Raw genomic sequence first — 17,007 nt, 5'->3', positions numbered from 1 at the left:
GGCGCCGGCGGGGTGCCTCCCCCGGAGGAGGGACCCCGGCGCCCACCGGGGGCCGAGGGCGTGGCGATGAGCAATGGCTGCGGCTGCCACGAGCAGCCGTGGCCTATGCCGCTCCCACGACCTCCGGGATGCGGAACGGCTTGCCGCAGCCGCCGCAGACGATGGGGGCCTGGGCCAGGACCGACGGGACCACCCGGACGTTGCGACCGCAGTCGCACACCGCCTTGACCCGGACGCCGCCGCCGGAGGAGCCGTGGCGGGCGGCCGGGCCGCGGAAGGTGCGGGAGGTGTCGGCGGAGGTGGCCACCGTGTGCGCCTTGAGGGCGCGCTGCAGTCTCTCGATGGTCGGGCGGTAGCGTCGCTTCGCCTCGGGGTTGAGCGTGACCAGCGAGAAGCCGCTGCTGGGATGCGGCTCGTCGGGGTGGTCCAGGCCCAGCTCCTCGGCGATCGCGAGGAATCGGCGGTTGTGGTAGCGGCCGGCCCGGGAGGTGTCGCGGACTCCACGGGAGGCGGCGATGCCGTGGACTGCCTCATGGAGCAGTCGTTCGAAGGAGAGTTCGTGACCGCACGCGGACGACGACTCCCCGATCAGGGACTCTGGCGCGGCAAGGTCCGGCAGCTCGGGGTGGTACCGCTGAATGTCGGCCCACGCCTCTGCCAGCTCTGCGGCGAGAACAGGTGGTGTCTGTGTCGTGCTCACGTAATGAGAACGAGCGGGAGTGCCCCTGTGTTCCTATTCCGGGGCATCCCAAATAATTTGCACGTACCCGTCAGTTGCCGCTGATGCGTGGAGACGAGTACGGGTGCGCTGATCTGCGGAGAAGCCTCACAGCTCATACCAAGCCGGTGCGTAGTCTGACGTACGACCCGCCACGTACCCCTGGCCCGGACGCCTGGACGGCGAAGGCCGGTGGATGCGCAAGAGGCGTTTCGGTCGCTCTCGTGGCGGGAGTCCCCTCCCGGTCAGCGTCCGCGGCGGCCCCGACGTTACCCGCGGCCCGTCGTCATCCGGCGCCGGCCCGTCTCCGGCGACCTCACGCAGTGCGGTCACTGTGGCGGCCGACCATGGCCAGAACCGCCGTGCCGTGGGTCCGATGGTAGAGCCCCAAGTTGCCGGGATGTGAAATCTCGCCACAGTCACAGCCCACGTACAAGCAGGGACCCGCGACCTCTGGACGCCACCGCGAGCCCGGAGTTATGTGGCATAGGTGGGAAGTGCGAGCGCACGGCACGGGGGCCACGGAATCGGTCAGTGCGTAACTCTCGGCGGATTGGGGCGCTTACCTATGACACCTACGCTCGTGCGGCAGCACCGGTCTCACGCGGATTCCACCCCCCGCGTGAACCTGTGGGCACGCGCGCGTGACTGGTCCGAGATCCAGGAGCGGATGCTGGTCCCGCTCTACGAGACCGTCCACGAGCGACTCGAAGTGGGCCCCGCCACCCGGCTGCTCGGCCTGCGCTGCGGTTCCGGTCTCGCCCTGCTGATGGCGGCGACCAGAGGGGCCGCGGTCACCGGTGTCGACCTCTCCCCCGAACGGCTCGCCCTCGCCCGTGAGCGTCTGCTGCCCGACCCTGCCCCGAGCGCACGCGCGCGTGGCCGTGCCGCCCGGATCGTCGAGGGCTCGCCCGGGGCCGCGGCGGACGCGCAGGCACCGGCGTACAACCTGATCACCGCCTTCGACCCGGTCGGCTGCCTGGCCGGCGACGCCGAGGCCCTCGGTGGCCTGCTCGCCGAGGCGACACCCCTGGCGGAGCGCGGGGCCGCCGTGGTGCTGACCGGCTGGGGTCCGCCGGAGCGCTGTGCGACCTCGTCCGTGCTGCGGGTGGCCGCGAAATTGGCCGATCCTTTGCGCAGTGCGAGCAGCTGGCGGCCGGCCGGGCGGGACGACCTGGAGGAGATCGCCGAGCGGGCCGGTCTGCGGATCGACGGTTCCGGGCGGGTCTCCTGCCCGTTCGGGTACGCCGATGTGGACAGCGCGGTGCGGGGGCTGCTGTCGACCGGGCTGTTCGACGCGGGGATCGCGGCGGCCGATCAGGAGCAGGTCGGCAAGGAGCTGACCGAGGCGCTGCACCCGTTCCAGCGGGCGAACGGGACGGTGTGGATGGCGAATGTCTTCCGGTATCTGATCGCGCGGGTGCGCTGACGCCACGCTGGGAGAGCCGCCGTCGTTCGGGTGCGCCGCCGTCGTGGCTGGTCGCGCAGTTCCCCGCGCCCCTTTCGGGGCGCTCAGATCCGGAGGCGCTCAGATCCGGGGCGGTCAGGCCTCGTCGGGGTCCTTGGTCAGGCGCGTGATCCCCGCGATGCGGTACGCGTCCGCCTCCTCCAGGGTCTCGTTCTCCAGGAGGGCCTGGGCCAGGGCGTCCAACTGGGCGCGGTGGTCGCGGAGTTTGCGGCAGGCCTCCTCGTAGCACTCGTCGACGATCCGGCGCATCTCGGTGTCGATGACGTCGAGGGTCTGGGGCGCGGCGGCCAGTCCGTAGGCCTGCTGGGCATCGCTCGGGAGGGCGGAGAGGCGGCCGACCTCCTCGCTCATGCCCCAGCGGGACACCATGCCGCGCGCGATGTTGGTGACCTGTTCGAGGTCGCTCTCGGAGCCGGTGGTGATCACGTCGTAGACGACCTGTTCGGCGGCCATGCCGCCGAGGGCGCCGATGATCCGGCCGCGCAGGTACTCCTCGGTGTACGCGTACTTGTCGGCGTCCGGCGTGGAGAGCGTGACGCCGAGGGCGCGGCCGCGCGGGACGATGGTGATCTTGCGGACCGGGTCGGCGCCGGGCTGGAGCATGCCCAGCAGGGCGTGCCCGCTCTCGTGGTAGGCGGTGCGCCTGCGCTCCTCCTCGGGCATGACGAGGGGCCGCTCGGCGCCGAGCTGGACCTTCTCCAGGGCCTCCGAGAGGTCGGACTGGGTGACCCTGTCCTGCTTGCGCTTGACGGCGAGCAGCGCGGCCTCGTTGGCGAGGTTGGCCAGTTCGGCGCCGGTCATGCCCGGGGTGGTGCGGGCGACCTGGGCGAGGTCGACGCCCTCGGCGAGCGGGATCTGGCGGGTGTGGATCTGGAGGATCGCCTCGCGGCCGGTGCGGTCCGGGGGCGAGACCTGGACGACCCGGTCGAAGCGGCCGGGGCGGGTGAGCGCGGGGTCCAGGATGTCGGCGCGGTTGGTGGCCGCGATGACGATGACGCCCTCGGAGCCGGAGAACCCGTCCATCTCGGTGAGGATCTGGTTGAGGGTCTGCTCGCGCTCGTCGTGACCGCCCATGGAGGCGCCGCCGCCGCGGGCCCGGCCGATGGTGTCGATCTCGTCGATGAAGATGATGGAGGGGGCGACCTTGCGGGCCTCCGCGAACAGTTCGCGCACCCGGGAGGCGCCGACGCCCACGATCATCTCGATGAACTCGGAGGCGGAGGCCGAGAAGAAGGGCACCCCCGCCTCGCCTGCGACGGCCCGCGCGAGCAGCGTCTTGCCGGTGCCGGGCGGGCCGGCCAGCAGCACACCGCGGGGCATCTTGGCGCCCATCCTGCGGTAGGCGTCGGGGTTCTTCAGGAAGTCGACGACGTCGTTGAGCTCGCCCTCGACCTCGTCGATGCCGGCCACGTCCTCGAAGGTGGTCCGCTGCTGTCCGGGCTCCAGTTCGACCGGCTTGGGCGGCGCCTTGCGGCCCAGCATGCCGCCCGCGCCGCCGAGGCCCGCGCTCATCCGGCGGGCGATGAAGACCCACACCGCGACCAGCAGGATGATCGGCGCCAGTGAGATCAGCAGGTTCGACAGGAAGCTGCGGTGCTGGACGACCGGTTCGGCGGTGACCGTCACGTTGTGCTTGGTCAGGCTGGACCAGAGGTCGTCACCGGCGAACGACGGGCGTTCGGTGTTGAACTTGGTGTAGTTCCCGTCGCCCTCGGGGTTCTTCTGTTCCTTCTTCAGCTGACCCTGGATCGAGTCGCCCTTGGCGTAGATCTTCTGTACGTTGCCCGCGTCCACCTGCTTGCTGAACTCGGTGTACGAGATCGTCGGCTCGTTCGCCTGGTCGAAGTACGACAGGACCAGGTTGGCCAGCAGGTACACGACCAGGGCCGTGACGATCAGCCGCCACCAGCCGCCGTGCATCCTCCGACCGCCGTTCGGCGGCTTGGGCGGCTCCTCGGGAGCACCCTCGGTACGCCAGGGCTGGTCGGGTGACTTGCGCGGCGGCGCGGGGTTGGTCATATCGGGACCGTACGACACCGACCAACCCCTGGCACCCGCACAGGTGAACTCAGCCCATGAACTTCTTGAACTCGTCCGGCAGCTCGAAGTCCTGACCGCCCTGCTGCGGCAGCCCGAAGGCGCCGCCGCCCTGTGCGGCGGCCTCGCGGCGCTGGGCCTCCTCCAGCTCCTGCTGCTTGCGCTTCATCGGGTTGCCGGAGCGCTGCTTGCCCTTGGCCTGCTTCGGCTGCTTCTTGGCACGGCCGGGGCCGCCGCCCATGCCCGGGATCCCCGGCATGCCCGGCATGCCGCCGCCCTGTGCCATGCGGGACATCATCTTGCGGGCCTCGAAGAACCGCTCGACGAGTCCCTTGACCGCGCTGACCTCGACACCCGAGCCCTTGGCGATGCGGGCGCGACGGGAGCCGTTGATGATGTTCGGGTCCTGGCGCTCGCCCGGGGTCATCGACTTGATGATCGCGGCGGTGCGGTCGACGTCCCGCTCGTCGAGGTTGTTGATCTGGTCCTTGATCTGCCCCATGCCGGGCAGCATGCCGAGCAGCTTGCTGATGCTGCCCATCTTCCTGACCTGTTCCATCTGGGCCAGGAAGTCGTCCAGGGTGAAGTCCTGGCCCTTCTTCGACGCCAGCTTGGAGGCCATCTTCTGGGCCTCTTCCTGGCTGAACGTCTTCTCCGCCTGCTCGATGAGGGTGAGCAGGTCACCCATGTCGAGGATGCGGGAGGCCATCCGGTCCGGGTGGAAGGCGTCGAAGTCCTCCAGCTTCTCGCCGTTCGACGCGAACATGATCGGCTTGCCGGTGACCTGGCGGATGGAGAGCGCGGCACCACCGCGGGCGTCGCCGTCGAGCTTGGACAGGACGACACCGTCGAAGCCGACGCCGTCGCGGAAGGCCTCGGCGGTGGTGACGGCGTCCTGGCCGATCATGGCGTCGACGACGAAGAGGATCTCGTCGGGCGAGACGGCGTCCCGGATGTCGGCCGCCTGCTGCATCAGCTCCTGGTCGATGCCGAGCCGGCCGGCGGTGTCCACGATCACGATGTCGTGGACCTTCTGCTTGGCGAACTCGATGGAGTCCTTGGCGACCTTGACCGGGTCGCCGACGCCGTTGCCCGGCTCGGGCGCGTAGACGGCGACACCGGCGCGCTCGGCGACCACGCTCAGCTGGTTGACGGCGTTGGGGCGCTGCAGGTCGGCGGCGACGAGCAGCGGGGAGTGGCCCTGCTCCTTGAGCCAGTGGGCGAGCTTGCCGGCGAGGGTGGTCTTACCGGCACCCTGGAGACCGGCCAGCATGATCACGGTGGGCGGCTGCTTGGCGAACCGCAGCCGGCGCGTCTCGCCGCCGAGGATCGTCACCAGCTCGTCGTTGACGATCTTCAGGACCTGCTGGGCCGGGTTCAGCGCCTTGGAGACGTCGGCGCCGAGGGACCGCTCCTTGACGTTCTTGATGAACGTGCGGACGACCGGGAGAGCGACGTCGGCCTCGAGCAGCGCGATCCGGATCTCCCGGGCCGTGGCGTCGATGTCGGCTTCGCTCAGACGCCCTTTTCCGCGCAGATTCTTGAAGGTCGCTGAAAGGCGATCGGAGAGAGTGTCGAACACGGCGGCGTCGGTCCTCGGAGTCGGGGTCGGTGGGCGTCTTCCAGGGTATCCGGCCGCGCAAGGAAGTCGCCCCCGCCTTGCACGACCGTGCGGTCAGGCCCTGAGCGTCTCCTCCAGCTTGCGCGCCACGGAGGCCGCCTCCTCGGGCGGCAGGGGCGCGTTGTCGGTGCCGGTCACGTAGAAGGCGTCGACGGCGTTGGACCCGAGCGTGCTGACATGCGCGCTGCGCACCCGTACCGCGGCGTCCTCCAGGGCCCGCCCGATCCGGAACAGCAGGCCAGGCGCGTCCTGGGCCCGTACCTCGAACACCGTCGCGTGCCGGGAGGCCGCGGAGGCCACCGTCACGCGCGGCGGCGGGGCCACCCAGCCCCGGCGCCTCGGGTAGGCCGCGTCCCGCTCCGCGAGGCGGCCGGCGATGTCCAGGGAGCCGTCCAGGGCGCGGACCAGGTCGGCGCGGAGCCGGGCCGCCTGCGGCAGGGAGCCGTACTCGGCGGCGACCCGCCAGTCGAGGAGCAGGACGGTGCCGTCGTCGACGTCGGAGGGGAGCTGGAGGGCGCGCAGTTCGGCCGTGCGGACCGCGAGGCGGTGCATGGCCAGCACGCCGGAGACGGCGGGGAGGACGCCCGGCTGGTCCGGTACGGCGATGAGCAGCTCGACGCCGAGCGGTTCCGGGTCGCGGGCGGGCTCCTCGTCCGTGGCCGCCGGCTCGGTCTGGGCGCGCAGGGCCAGGACCGGGGCGCCGGTGCGGAAGGCCTCGATGGCGAGCCGCTCCTGCTCGGCGGTGGGCGCGCCCGGTTCGGGCTCGTCGTCGGCGTCCCCGGCGAGGACCGCCGAGACCCGCTTCACCAGGTCGGCGACGAGCGAGCCGCGCCAGGTCGACCAGGCCGCCGGGCCGGTGGCCAGCGCGTCGGCCTCGGTGAGGGCGTGCAGCAGCTCCAGGGTGCTCTGGGTGCCGACCGCCTCGGCGACCAGGCGGACCGTGGCCGGGTCCTCCAGGTCGCGCCGGGTGGCGGTCTCGATGAGCAGCAGGTGGTGTCGTACGAGCGTCGACAGGACCGCCACCTCGGCGCGGTCGAAGCCGATCCGCGCGGCCACGTCCTTGACGATGATCTCGCCGGCCACCGAGTGGTCGCCGGGCCAGCCCTTGCCGATGTCGTGCAGCAGGGCGGCGACCAGGAGCAGGTCGGGGCGGTGGACGCGGCGGGCGAACTCGGAGGCGCGGACGGCGGTCTCGATGAGGTGCCGGTCGACGGTCCAGATGTGCACGGCGTTGCGCTGCGGCCGGCAGCGGACCCGCTCCCAGTCGGGGAGCAGGCGGGTGATGAGGCCCTCGGCCTCCAGCGCCTCCCAGACCTCGACGGTCGGGCGGCCGGAGCCGAGCAGGGTGACGAGCTGCTCGCGGGCCTCGGCGGGCCAGGGCGTGGGCAGCGGGCGTGCGGTGGCGGCCATGCGCCGTACGGCGTGCAGGGAGAGCGGGAGGCCGGCCTGGGCGGCGGCGGCCGCGGCGCGCAGCGGGAGCACGGGGTCGCGTTCGGGGCGGGCGGCGCGGGCGAGGACCACCTCGCCGTCCTGCTCCACCACGCCCTCGGCGAGCGGGGAGCGCTCGGCGACGGGCTTGCCGCCGCCCAGCATGGCGCGCAGCCGCGGCCGGACGGCGCGCGAGCGCAGTACGCGCCCCACCTCGCGCCAGGTGACGTCACTGGCGTACGAGATGACGCGCGCGGACTCGTAGACCTGGCGCAGCAGGGTGTCGGCGTCGAGGAGGTCGAGTTCGGCGGCGACCTGGTCCTGCTCCTGGAGCGCCAGGCGGTCGGTGGCGCGCCCTGTGGTCAGGTGCAGGGCGTCACGGACGTCGAGGAGGCGCCGGCGGGCGTCGGCGAGGCCCTCGCGCGGGGCGTCGGCCAGCCAGGAGGCGGCGACGGCGCGCAGCGCGGTGGCGTCGCGGAGGCCGCCGCGGGCCTCCTTCAGGTCGGGTTCCAGGAGGTACTGGAGCTCGCCCTGGCGTTCGGCGCGCTCGGCGCAGAGTTCCTGGAGCTCGGGGAGACGTTTCGGCGCCTGGTTGCGCCAGTCGGCGAGGATCGCGGTGCGCAGTCCGGAGGTCAGGCCCAGGTCGCCGGCGATGTGGCGGGCGTCGAGGAGGCCGAGCTGGACCTTGAGGTCCTCGCCGGCGGTCTTGCGGGCCTCGGCGGGGGTGCGCACGGAGTGGTCGAGGGCCAGGCCCAGGTCCCAGACGGGGTACCAGAGCCGGTCGGCGACGGCGGCCACCGCGCCGGAGTCGGCGCCGTCGTGCAGCAGCAGGAGGTCGAGGTCGCTGCGTGGGGAGAGCTCGGCGCGGCCGTAGCCGCCGACGGCGACCAGGGAGACGCCGCCCCTGATGCCCTCGGTGGCCGCCGCGAACAGCCCGGTCAGCCATTCGTCGGTCAGCTCGGCGAGGGCGGTACGGCGCGGCGGCCCGGACCGCGCCCCCTCGGTGAGGAGGCGCAGCCGGGCCGCCGCGTAGCCGCTGGGTCCCGTGTTCTCTGCGTCGTTCCGAACTTCCGTACCCGTCACCCAGCGACTCCTGCCTGTATTCAGATGGTTCTGTTCTACAGCGCGTCCGGGCCGCGCTCGCCGGTGCGGACCCGTACGGCGGTCTCGACCGGGACGGACCAGACCTTGCCGTCACCGATCTTGCCGGTGCGGGCGGCCTTGACGACGACGTCGATCAGCTGCTCGGCGTCCTCGTCCTCGGCCAGCACCTCGATGCGGATCTTGGGCACCAGGTCGACCGTGTACTCGGCACCACGGTAGACCTCGGTGTGGCCGCGCTGCCGACCGTAGCCGCTGGCCTCGGTGACCGTGAGGCCGTGGACGCCGAAGGCCTGCAGGGCCTCCTTGATCTCGTCGAGCCGGTGGGGCTTCACGACGGCGGTGATGAGCTTCATGCGTCCACCTTCTTGCTCGTGCCGGCCAGCGCCGCGGAGACGGAGCTGACGACACCGCCGCCCGCACCGCTGAAGTCGTATGCAGTCTCGGCGTGCTCGGCCTGGTCGATGCCGGAGACCTCTTCGTCCTCGGTGACCCGCATGCCGAGGGTCTTGTCGAGGAGGAAGGCGAGGACCGCGGAGGCGACCAGGGAGTAGCCGAGGACCGCGCCGACACCGGCGAACTGCTTCCACAGCTGGGTGAAGGAGTGGTCGCCGTAGAAGACGCCGGTCGCGGTGGACTGGCCCTTGCCGGTGGCGAAGAAGCCGATGAGCAGGGAGCCGATGATGCCGCCGACCATGTGGACGCCGACCACGTCGAGCGAGTCGTCGTAACCGAACTTGAACTTCAGGCCGACGGCCGCGGCGCAGGCGACACCGGCGATGGCGCCGACGGCGATCGCGCCGAGCGGGGAGACCGCACCACCGGACGGGGTGATCGCGACCAGACCGGCGACCGCGCCGGAGGCGGCGCCCAGGGTGGTGAACGCGCCGTGCCGGATCTTCTCGTAGGCGAGCCAGGCCAGCATGGCGGCGGCGGTGGCGACCTGCGTGTTGACGAACATCAGCGCGCCGACGCCGTCGTCGTTGCCGAGCCACGAGCCGGCGTTGAAGCCGAACCAGCCGAACCACAGCAGACCGGCGCCGAGCATGACCAGCGGGAGGCTGTGCGGGCGCATCGGGTCCTTCTTGAATCCGACGCGCTTGCCGATGACCAGGATGACGCCGAGGGCGCCCGCACCGGCGTTGATGTGGACCGCGGTACCACCGGCGAAGTCGATCACACCGAGCTTGAAGGCCCAGCCGTCGGCACCCCAGACCCAGTGGGCGACCGGGACGTAGACGACCGTGAGCCACAGGGCGACGAAGAGCGCCCAGGCCGAGAACTTGACGCGGTCGGCGATGGCACCGCTTATCAGGGCCGGGGTGATGACCGCGAACATCATCTGGAAGACCATGAAGACGAAGATCGGGATCGTGTAGCCGTCCCAGAGCTCCGTCAGGCCGACGTTGCTCATGCCCAGCCAGTCGGAGTTGAAGCCGATGAAGCCGTTGCTGGAGCCGAAGGCCAGGGAGAAGCCGTAGAGCACCCACAGGATGGTGACGATCCCGATGCTGACGAAGCTCATCATCAGCATGTTCAGGGTGCTCTTGACGCGGACCATGCCTCCGTAGAAGAAGGCGAGTCCCGGCGTCATGAGCAGCACCAGGGCGGAACAGATGAGCATGAAGCCTGTGTTCGCGGAGGACAGCTTGGGTGCCTCCGCGGCAAGCGTGATGGCGGCTGGTGCCATCGGCGTCTCCTCGTCGATTGGTACGGCCCCGTGTGCGGGCGTTGCCTGAATGTGTCCGGTCAAGCGGGGGGTGGGCCGGTTATGCGCCATGAGATTGACGCAGCGCGGTTTCGGACACCGCCCCTCGTTGTTTCACGGGAGTGACGAAGGAGTCGCGGGTGTTACGCGTCGATGAACTGCCTGATGTTCGCCGACCGGATCGTTATCGTGGCGCAACCTTCTCTCGGAGGATGGAACCGGCCGCGGACGGCCTTCCGATGACCTGGCGTGGGGGAGCCGAGTCGGGCAGTTCGGGAGGGCCGGCCGCGGCCGGGGTCTTGGGGTTACCGGGATTCAGACCGCCTCGGCGGTCTCCGGGAGGTCGACGGCGAGCTGCTCGGTGAGGTCGACGACCGCCGCCAGGTCGCCGTAGTCGCGGACGGCCGAGTCGACCGTCTTTCGAATACGAGTGTTGACGCGCTCGGAGCGCACCTTCTTGGCGATGCCCATGGCCTCGGCGGCCAGAACCGTGCTCTGCTCGGCCTCGCCCCGCAGCAGGTGCACGGTGGCCATGCCGATGAGGTTGAGTGCGTACGACCGCTGGTGCTCGGCGTCCTTGGCGAACAGCTCCACGGCCTTCTGCATCAGCGGCTCGGCCAGCGAGGCGTAGGTGGGGCTGCGGCCGGCGACATAGGCGAGGTCGCGGAAGGAGTGGCTGTTCTCGCCGTAGAGCTCGGCCTCGGAGAAGAAGCGGATCCAGTCGGGGTCCGGGTCGTCCCAGTCGTCGGCATCGGCGAAGGTGTCCTCGGCCATCCGGACCGCCCGCTTGCACTTGCCGGGCTGTCCCATGTTGGCGTAGGCGCGGGCCTCCATCGCATACAGCATCGACTGGGTGCGCGGGCTCGCGCAGTCCCGGCTGCCGTACTGGGCGAGGTGGATCAGCTCCAGGGCGTCGTCGGGCCGGCCGAGGTGGATCATCTGGCGGCTCATGCTGGAGAGGACGTACGAGCCCAGCGGCTTGTCACCGGCCTCCTTGGCCGCGTGCAGGGCGAGTACGAAGTACTTCTGGGCGGTGGGCTGGAGGCCGACGTCGTAGGACATCCAGCCGGCCAGCTCGGCCAGCTCGGCGGCGACCTTGAAGAGCTTGCGGGCGGTGGCCTCGGGCTGGGGTTCCTGGAGGAGGTCGGTGACCTCGTGCAGCTGGCCGACGACGGCCTTGCGGCGCAGGCCGCCGCCGCACTGGGCGTCCCACTGGCGGAACATGACCGTGGTGGACTCCAGCAGCTCCAGCTCGGGCTTGGAGAGGCGCCCGGGGCGGCGGGAGTCGGCGGCCGACTCGGGGGGCGACGGCGGTCCGGCGGGCGAGGGGACCAGCCAGCGCTGCATCGGCTCGATGAGGGACGGGCCCGCCGACAGCACCAGCGAGGTTCCGAGGAAGCCGCGCCGCGCCAGCATCAGGTCGCTGCGCGAGAACTCGCTGAGCAGAGCCACCGTCTGCGGGCCCGTCCAGGGCAGGTCGACGCCGGTCGCGGAGGGTGACTGGCGGGCGGCCCGCAGACCGAGGTCCTCGACCGAGACGACGCAGCCGAACCGCTCGGAGAACAGCTCGGAGAGGATGCGGGGGATCGGCTCACGCGGGTTCTCCCCGTCGAGCCAGCGGCGCACTCTGGACGTGTCCGTGGAGATGTGGTTGGCGCCCAATTGGCGTGCCCTGCGGTTCACTTGCCGCGCCAGCTCGCCCTTCGACCAGCCGCTGCGCACGAACCACGAGTTGAGCAGCTCGTTGGGGCGCTTGTCCGTACTGGTCGCGGTCGTCCCGCTACCGCCGTTGCCGCCCACTGGAACGCCCCCATCCCTGAGACCACTTGATGCCGGATGCGCCAAGCCCTATCAGAATGCCGGTAAATACGGCCGCCCGTCCGGTAGTTCTCACCCTTCGAACGGGATGCCGAGTTGCCTCCGGCATACCCACGAGTGCATGTGCCCCCAGGCCTCGTGCACTCAAAGTAATCCTACGATCACTGCTCCAGCCATGGCGATCCCGGAAACGCCACCATTCGCCACCCCTTCGAATGAACTCACGATGCCCTTGGCGCGATTCACTTGACATAGGACGGCCGGGAGTAGGCGGAGCGATGCACTCAGGGGCGCACACCCCCAGGTGCACCACCTGGGGCGCTTCAGAGCGCCGCCATGACCTTGCGGGCGCGAGGGAAGGCGGAGCCGTAGCGTCACGTTCCGTTTCCGTCTCTTTCCGTGTCGTAACCACCGGCGCGCCGGACCCGTTGGAGGGGGCATGGGCTTCACGATCGGCGGCATTCGCGAGATCCGCTCCGGCACGCGTCGGCGCGGTCGTTCATCGGACTGCACCGCCGTCGCCGAGTTCACCGGACTGTGGGGCTGGGACGTGGTGCCGGGCGCCCGGTCCGCGGCCGGCGCGTGCTCCTGCGGGCACGCCGGCTGCCCCGCGCCGGGAGCGCATCCGCTGGACTTCGCGCCCCAGGTGTCCGCAGGCGCCACGCTCGACGAAGTCACCAAGGCCTGGGGGGAGTTCCCCGGTGCGGCGGTGATGCTGCCGGTCGGCCGCGCGTTCGACGTGATCGAGGTCGCCGAGTCCGCCGGGCGCCGCGCCCTGGCCCGCCTGGAGCGGATGGGCCTCCCGCTCGGCCCGGTCACCGCCACGCCGGACGGCCGCGCCCACTTCTTCGTCGCCCCGGGCGCCACCGCCGAACTCCCCGAGCTGCTCTACCGCATGGGCTGGGACGATCCGACCTCCCTGGACCTGCGCGGTCTCGGCTCGGGCACGCACATCACGGCCCCGCCGTCCGACCGGGGCGGCCTGGGCGCGGTGCGCTGGCTGCGCCCGCCGGCCCTGGACTCGGCGACGAGGCCGCCGGCGGCGAGGCTGCTGCTGGGGACGCTGGCGTACGTGGCGCACCGGTCGCGGGCGTAGTCGCAGCGCGTAGCCGCAGGACGTAGCCGCAGGACGTAGCCGCAGGGGGGCACATACGCCGAAGCGCCCGCCCCCGGATGTATCTCGGGGATCGGGCGCTTCTTCGCGATTTCGGGGCGGGTAAATTTACCCCCCTCAGGTCAGTCACCGATAAGGGCATCCACGAACGCCTCCGGCTCGAACGGCGCCAGGTCGTCCGCGCCCTCGCCCAGGCCGATGAGCTTGACCGGCACGTTCAGTTCGCGCTGGACCGCGATCACGATGCCGCCCTTGGCGGTGCCGTCCAGCTTGGTGAGCACGATGCCGGTGATGTCGACGACCTCGGCGAAGACCCGGGCCTGGACCAGGCCGTTCTGGCCGGTGGTGGCGTCGAGGACGAGCAGCACCTCGTCCAGCGGGGCGTGCTTCTCGACGACCCTCTTGACCTTGCCCAGCTCGTCCATGAGACCGGTCTTGGTGTGCAGCCGCCCGGCGGTGTCGATGAGGACGACGTCGACCCCCATCTCCTTGCCCTCCTTCACCGCGTCGAAGGCGACGGAGGCGGGGTCACCGGCCTCAGGGCCGCGCACGGTGTGGGCACCGACCCGCTCGCCCCAGGTCTGGAGCTGGTCCGCGGCGGCGGCCCGGAAGGTGTCGGCGGCGCCGAGCACGACCGTACGGCCGTCGGCGACGAGCACGCGCGCGAGCTTGCCTGTGGTGGTGGTCTTGCCGGTGCCGTTGACGCCGACGACCATCACGATGCCGGGCTTGCGGTCCTCGGGCTCGGTCTTCACCGCGCGGTCGACGTCGGTGCCGACCAGCTTGAGCAGCTCCTCGCGCAGCAGGCCGCGCAGCTCGTCGGGGGTACGGGTGCCGAGCACCTTGACGCGCTCGCGCAGCCGGTCCACCAGTTCGGTGGTGGGCAGCACGCCGACGTCGGCGGTGAGCAGGATGTCCTCGATCTCCTCCCAGGTCTCGTCGTCGAGGTGCTCGCGCGAGAGCAGCGTGAGCAGCCCCTTGCCGAGGGCGTTCTGGGACCGGGAGAGCCGGGCGCGCAGCCGGACCAGCCGGCCGGCGGTGGGCTCGGGGATCTCGATCTCGGGAGCGGGAAGCTCTTCTACGACGACGGGAGCCGAGCCGTCGGGAAGGTCGACCTCCTCTATCGTCCGGCGCGGTTCGTCGCGCGGCGTCTCGGCCTCGTCGCCGACGTGCGGCTCGGCCGGGGGCGCGGTGATGTCGGGCGCGGCGGGGGGCGGCGGGGGCAGCGACTTCTTGCGCCGGCTGCCGATGACGAGCCCGCCGAGCGCGCCGAGCACGACCACGGCGATGACTACAGCAAGGATGACGGTTTCCATAACCCGTCCAGTATCCATCCCTCCCCCGCGGCCGACTTTGCTCCCTCGCGCGGGAGTTTCTGGATGATCCTCCGAATACGGATGTCTCTTTTGAGGTCATTCGTCGGACTAACGTACGATGACTGCCTATGGGCACCACCGCCGGCCACGATGGCGCGCTCGAACATCTCGAAGAGTCGCTGGAGCACCACGGCCTCGAAACCAGGGGCATCGAACCGGTCCCGGACGACGAACGCACCGCCACACCCCGCGGTCTGCTCCCCACCTGGATCGCCGCCAACATCACCGTCCTGCTGGTGACCATGGGCGCGGGCCTGGTGGTGTCGTTCGGGCTGAACTTCTGGCAGTCCCTGGTGGTGGGCACCGCGGCTCCGATCGTGTCGTACGGCCTGGTCGGCCTGATCGGCATCGCGGGCAAGCGCGGCGGCGCACCGGGCATGGCACTCTCCCGCGCGGTCTTCGGCCAGCGCGGCAACCTGCTCCCGGGCGGGCTGATCTGGGTCGCACGCTGGGGCTGGGAGACGATCAACGCGGTGACCGGCACCTATGCGCTGCTGGCGGTTCTGGAGATCCTCTTCGGGATCGGGAGCAACACCGCCCTGATCATCGTCACCCTGCTCCTCTTCGTGATCACCACGTTCGCGATCTCGGGCATGGGGATCAAGGCGGTGCGGTACTGCAACCGGTGGGCCACCTGGCTGTTCGGCGCCTTCTCACTGCTGGTCCTCGGCTACCTGATCGCGACGACGGACTGGGCCGGGGTGTTCGGGCGGCCCGCCGGCGCCACGGCCGCGATGGTCACCGGGGCCGGGCTGATCACGGCGGGCGGGATGAGCTGGGCGCCGGCCGCGCCGGACTTCACGCGGTATCTGCCGGGTACGGCGTCCTCGGCGGCGATCGTACGCAACACGGTCGGCGGTGCCGGGATCGCCGTCCTCCCCATGGTCCTGACGGGCGCGGTGATGGCGTCCGCCACCCCGGGCCTGGCCAGGGCGGCCGACCCGGTCTCCTTCCTCGGCGCGGCCCTCCCCCTGTGGCTCGCGGCCCCCTACCTCCTCGTCGCCCTGGTCGGGATGCTGCTGATCAACGCGATGTCGATGTACTCGGCGGGCTTCACCGCCCAGACGCTCGGCTTCCGTGTCCACCGCCACTGGGCGGTCTCGATCAACGCGGTGATCTCGCTGGTCCTCGGCGGCGTCCTGATGCTGGCGGCGACCTCCTTCCTGGGCTCGTTCATCGCCTTCCTGTCGCTGCTGGCGGTGGCGTTCTCGGCGTGGGTGGGGGTGTTCGGTGTCGACATGCTCCGGCGGCGCGAGTACGACGGCACGGCCCTCCTCGACACCACGCCCGCCGGTGCCTACTGGTACCGGGCCGGCTTCTCCCCCGCCGCCGTCGCGGCCTGGGCGCTGGGCCTGGCCACCGGCCTGGTCTTCACCACCTGCGACTGGTTCACCGGCCCGCTCGCGACCAACAACCCCGTCGGCCGGTACGGCCTCGGCTGGATCGCGACGATCGTCGTCTCGGGCCTGCTGTACGCGGTACTGCCGAAGCCGGCGGTGGTCCCGGCTTCAGCCGGGAAGCCCGCACCCCTGGCCGTCTGACGAACCGTCAGCTACTGTCCCCGCACACCTGCCCGGCCAGCCAAGGTGAAGGGGAACTCCCATGCCCGTCTCGGTCGTCCGCTTCAACCTCGTCGAGCCCGGTGCCTCCCCGGCCTCCCTGGGCGCCCGGTACCGGGCGGCCCTCGACATGGCCGCGTACGCCGACGAGCACGGGGTCACCACCGTGCAGACCGAGGAGCACCACGGGGTCGGCAACAACTGGCTGCCGTCGCCCTTCGCCTTCGCGGGCGCGGTCTTCGGGGCGACCCGGACCATCGCGGTGACCGTGTCGGCGGTGATCGGCCCGCTGCACGACCCGCTGCGTCTCGCGGAGGACATCGCGGTCCTCGACCTGCTCAGCGGGGGCCGGCTGGTGACGGTGGCCGGGATCGGCTACCGGCCCGAGGAGTACGCCCTGTTCGACGTGGAGTGGAAGCGGCGCGGGCGGCTCCAGGACGAGCTGCTCGAGACGCTGCTCAAGGCGTGGACCGGGGAGGAGTTCGAGTACCGGGGCCGTACGGTACGGGTCACTCCGCGCCCCTTCACCGATCCGCACCCTCTCCTGCTGGTCGGCGGTTCCTCCAGGGCCGCCGCCCGCCGCGCCGCCCGCCTGGGCCTGCCGTTCTTCCCGAGCGCGCATCTGCCGGGGCTGGAGGCGTACTACAAGGAGCAGCTCACCGAGTACGGCACGGAGGGCTGGACGATGATGCCCACGGCCGAGACACCGCTGCTGCACATCGCCGAGGACCCGGACCGGGCGTGGGCGGAGTACGGCGAGCACTTCCTGCACGAGGCGCGGACGTACGCGTCCTGGCAGTCCGGGGACATCCGCTCGGCGGTGCGGTCGGAGGCCACGACGGTGGAGCAGCTCCGCGCGGAGGGCGTCTACCGGATCCTCACGCCCGAGGAGTGTGTGGCGGCGGGACTGGAGAACCTGGTCCTCCATCCGCTGGCCGGCGGCATGCCGGTGGAGGAGGGCTGGCGAAGCCTGCACCTCTTCGCGGAGACCGTACTCCCGGCGCTGCCGGCGTAACGGGGGCGAGGCGTGTCGGCGGGCGGCCGCGGAGATTCCGGCAC

The 17,007-nt window shown here is 71.2% G+C and carries 12 protein-coding genes; 4 read left to right on the top strand and 8 right to left on the bottom strand.

Going from position 1 to position 17,007, the window contains the following annotated elements:
• Window positions 1-103 precede the first annotated feature (103 nt).
• A complete protein-coding gene (locus ACFWPQ_RS17105; RefSeq protein WP_093498845.1) occupies window positions 104-700 on the bottom strand; it encodes a hypothetical protein in 597 nt (198 codons plus the stop codon).
• Between the two features lie 586 nt (window positions 701-1,286).
• Between ACFWPQ_RS17105 and ACFWPQ_RS17100 the strand changes: the two genes are divergently transcribed.
• Entirely contained in the window at window positions 1,287-2,147 is an 861-nt protein-coding gene (locus ACFWPQ_RS17100) for a class I SAM-dependent methyltransferase (RefSeq protein ID WP_384034619.1), read from the top strand.
• A gap of 114 nt (window positions 2,148-2,261) precedes the next feature.
• Here ACFWPQ_RS17100 and ftsH read toward each other — a convergent pair whose 3' ends face one another.
• The 6 genes from ftsH to ACFWPQ_RS17070 form a co-directional block, all read right to left on the bottom strand.
• On the bottom strand, window positions 2,262-4,205 hold the full coding sequence (gene ftsH, locus ACFWPQ_RS17095; protein ID WP_384034617.1) for an ATP-dependent zinc metalloprotease FtsH: 1,944 nt from the start codon (window positions 4,203-4,205) through the stop codon (window positions 2,262-2,264).
• Window positions 4,206-4,254: 49 nt separating this feature from the next.
• Entirely contained in the window at window positions 4,255-5,805 is a 1,551-nt protein-coding gene (gene ffh, locus ACFWPQ_RS17090; RefSeq protein ID WP_384034614.1) for a signal recognition particle protein, read from the bottom strand.
• A 93-nt stretch (window positions 5,806-5,898) separates the two neighbouring features.
• On the bottom strand, window positions 5,899-8,355 hold the full coding sequence (locus tag ACFWPQ_RS17085; protein WP_384034611.1) for a [protein-PII] uridylyltransferase: 2,457 nt from the start codon (window positions 8,353-8,355) through the stop codon (window positions 5,899-5,901).
• A 35-nt stretch (window positions 8,356-8,390) separates the two neighbouring features.
• Window positions 8,391-8,729, bottom strand: coding sequence for a P-II family nitrogen regulator (locus tag ACFWPQ_RS17080; protein ID WP_089098508.1), 339 nt, complete (start codon window positions 8,727-8,729; stop codon window positions 8,391-8,393).
• Window positions 8,726-10,063, bottom strand: coding sequence for an ammonium transporter (locus tag ACFWPQ_RS17075; protein WP_384034608.1), 1,338 nt, complete (start codon window positions 10,061-10,063; stop codon window positions 8,726-8,728). Before ACFWPQ_RS17075 ends, ACFWPQ_RS17080 begins: the two co-directional genes overlap by 4 nt.
• 333 nt (window positions 10,064-10,396) lie before the next feature.
• Window positions 10,397-11,881 (bottom strand): hypothetical protein, encoded by a 1,485-nt coding sequence (locus tag ACFWPQ_RS17070; protein ID WP_384034606.1) that lies wholly within the window; start codon window positions 11,879-11,881, stop codon window positions 10,397-10,399.
• 457 nt (window positions 11,882-12,338) lie between these two features.
• On the opposite strand from ACFWPQ_RS17070, the gene ACFWPQ_RS17065 reads away from it, so the two are divergent.
• Window positions 12,339-12,995 (top strand): bifunctional DNA primase/polymerase, encoded by a 657-nt coding sequence (locus ACFWPQ_RS17065; RefSeq protein ID WP_384034604.1) that lies wholly within the window; start codon window positions 12,339-12,341, stop codon window positions 12,993-12,995.
• Between the two features lie 140 nt (window positions 12,996-13,135).
• Here ACFWPQ_RS17065 and ftsY read toward each other — a convergent pair whose 3' ends face one another.
• On the bottom strand, window positions 13,136-14,329 hold the full coding sequence (ftsY, locus tag ACFWPQ_RS17060) for a signal recognition particle-docking protein FtsY (protein ID WP_384034601.1): 1,194 nt from the start codon (window positions 14,327-14,329) through the stop codon (window positions 13,136-13,138).
• A 128-nt stretch (window positions 14,330-14,457) separates the two neighbouring features.
• Between ftsY and ACFWPQ_RS17055 the strand changes: the two genes are divergently transcribed.
• Both ACFWPQ_RS17055 and ACFWPQ_RS17050 read left to right on the top strand, forming a co-directional pair.
• A complete protein-coding gene (locus ACFWPQ_RS17055; RefSeq protein WP_384034598.1) occupies window positions 14,458-15,930 on the top strand; it encodes a cytosine permease in 1,473 nt (490 codons plus the stop codon).
• A gap of 61 nt (window positions 15,931-15,991) precedes the next feature.
• A complete protein-coding gene (locus ACFWPQ_RS17050; protein WP_384034596.1) occupies window positions 15,992-16,963 on the top strand; it encodes an LLM class flavin-dependent oxidoreductase in 972 nt (323 codons plus the stop codon).
• The last annotated feature ends 44 nt before the right edge of the window (window positions 16,964-17,007 follow it).

Source organism: Streptomyces sp. NPDC058464 (genome assembly GCF_042721035.1).
Taxonomy (GTDB): Bacteria; Actinomycetota; Actinomycetes; order Streptomycetales; family Streptomycetaceae; genus Streptomyces.
Note: the sequence above shows the minus strand (reverse complement) of the source record. Positions and strands in the feature narration are given on the sequence as shown.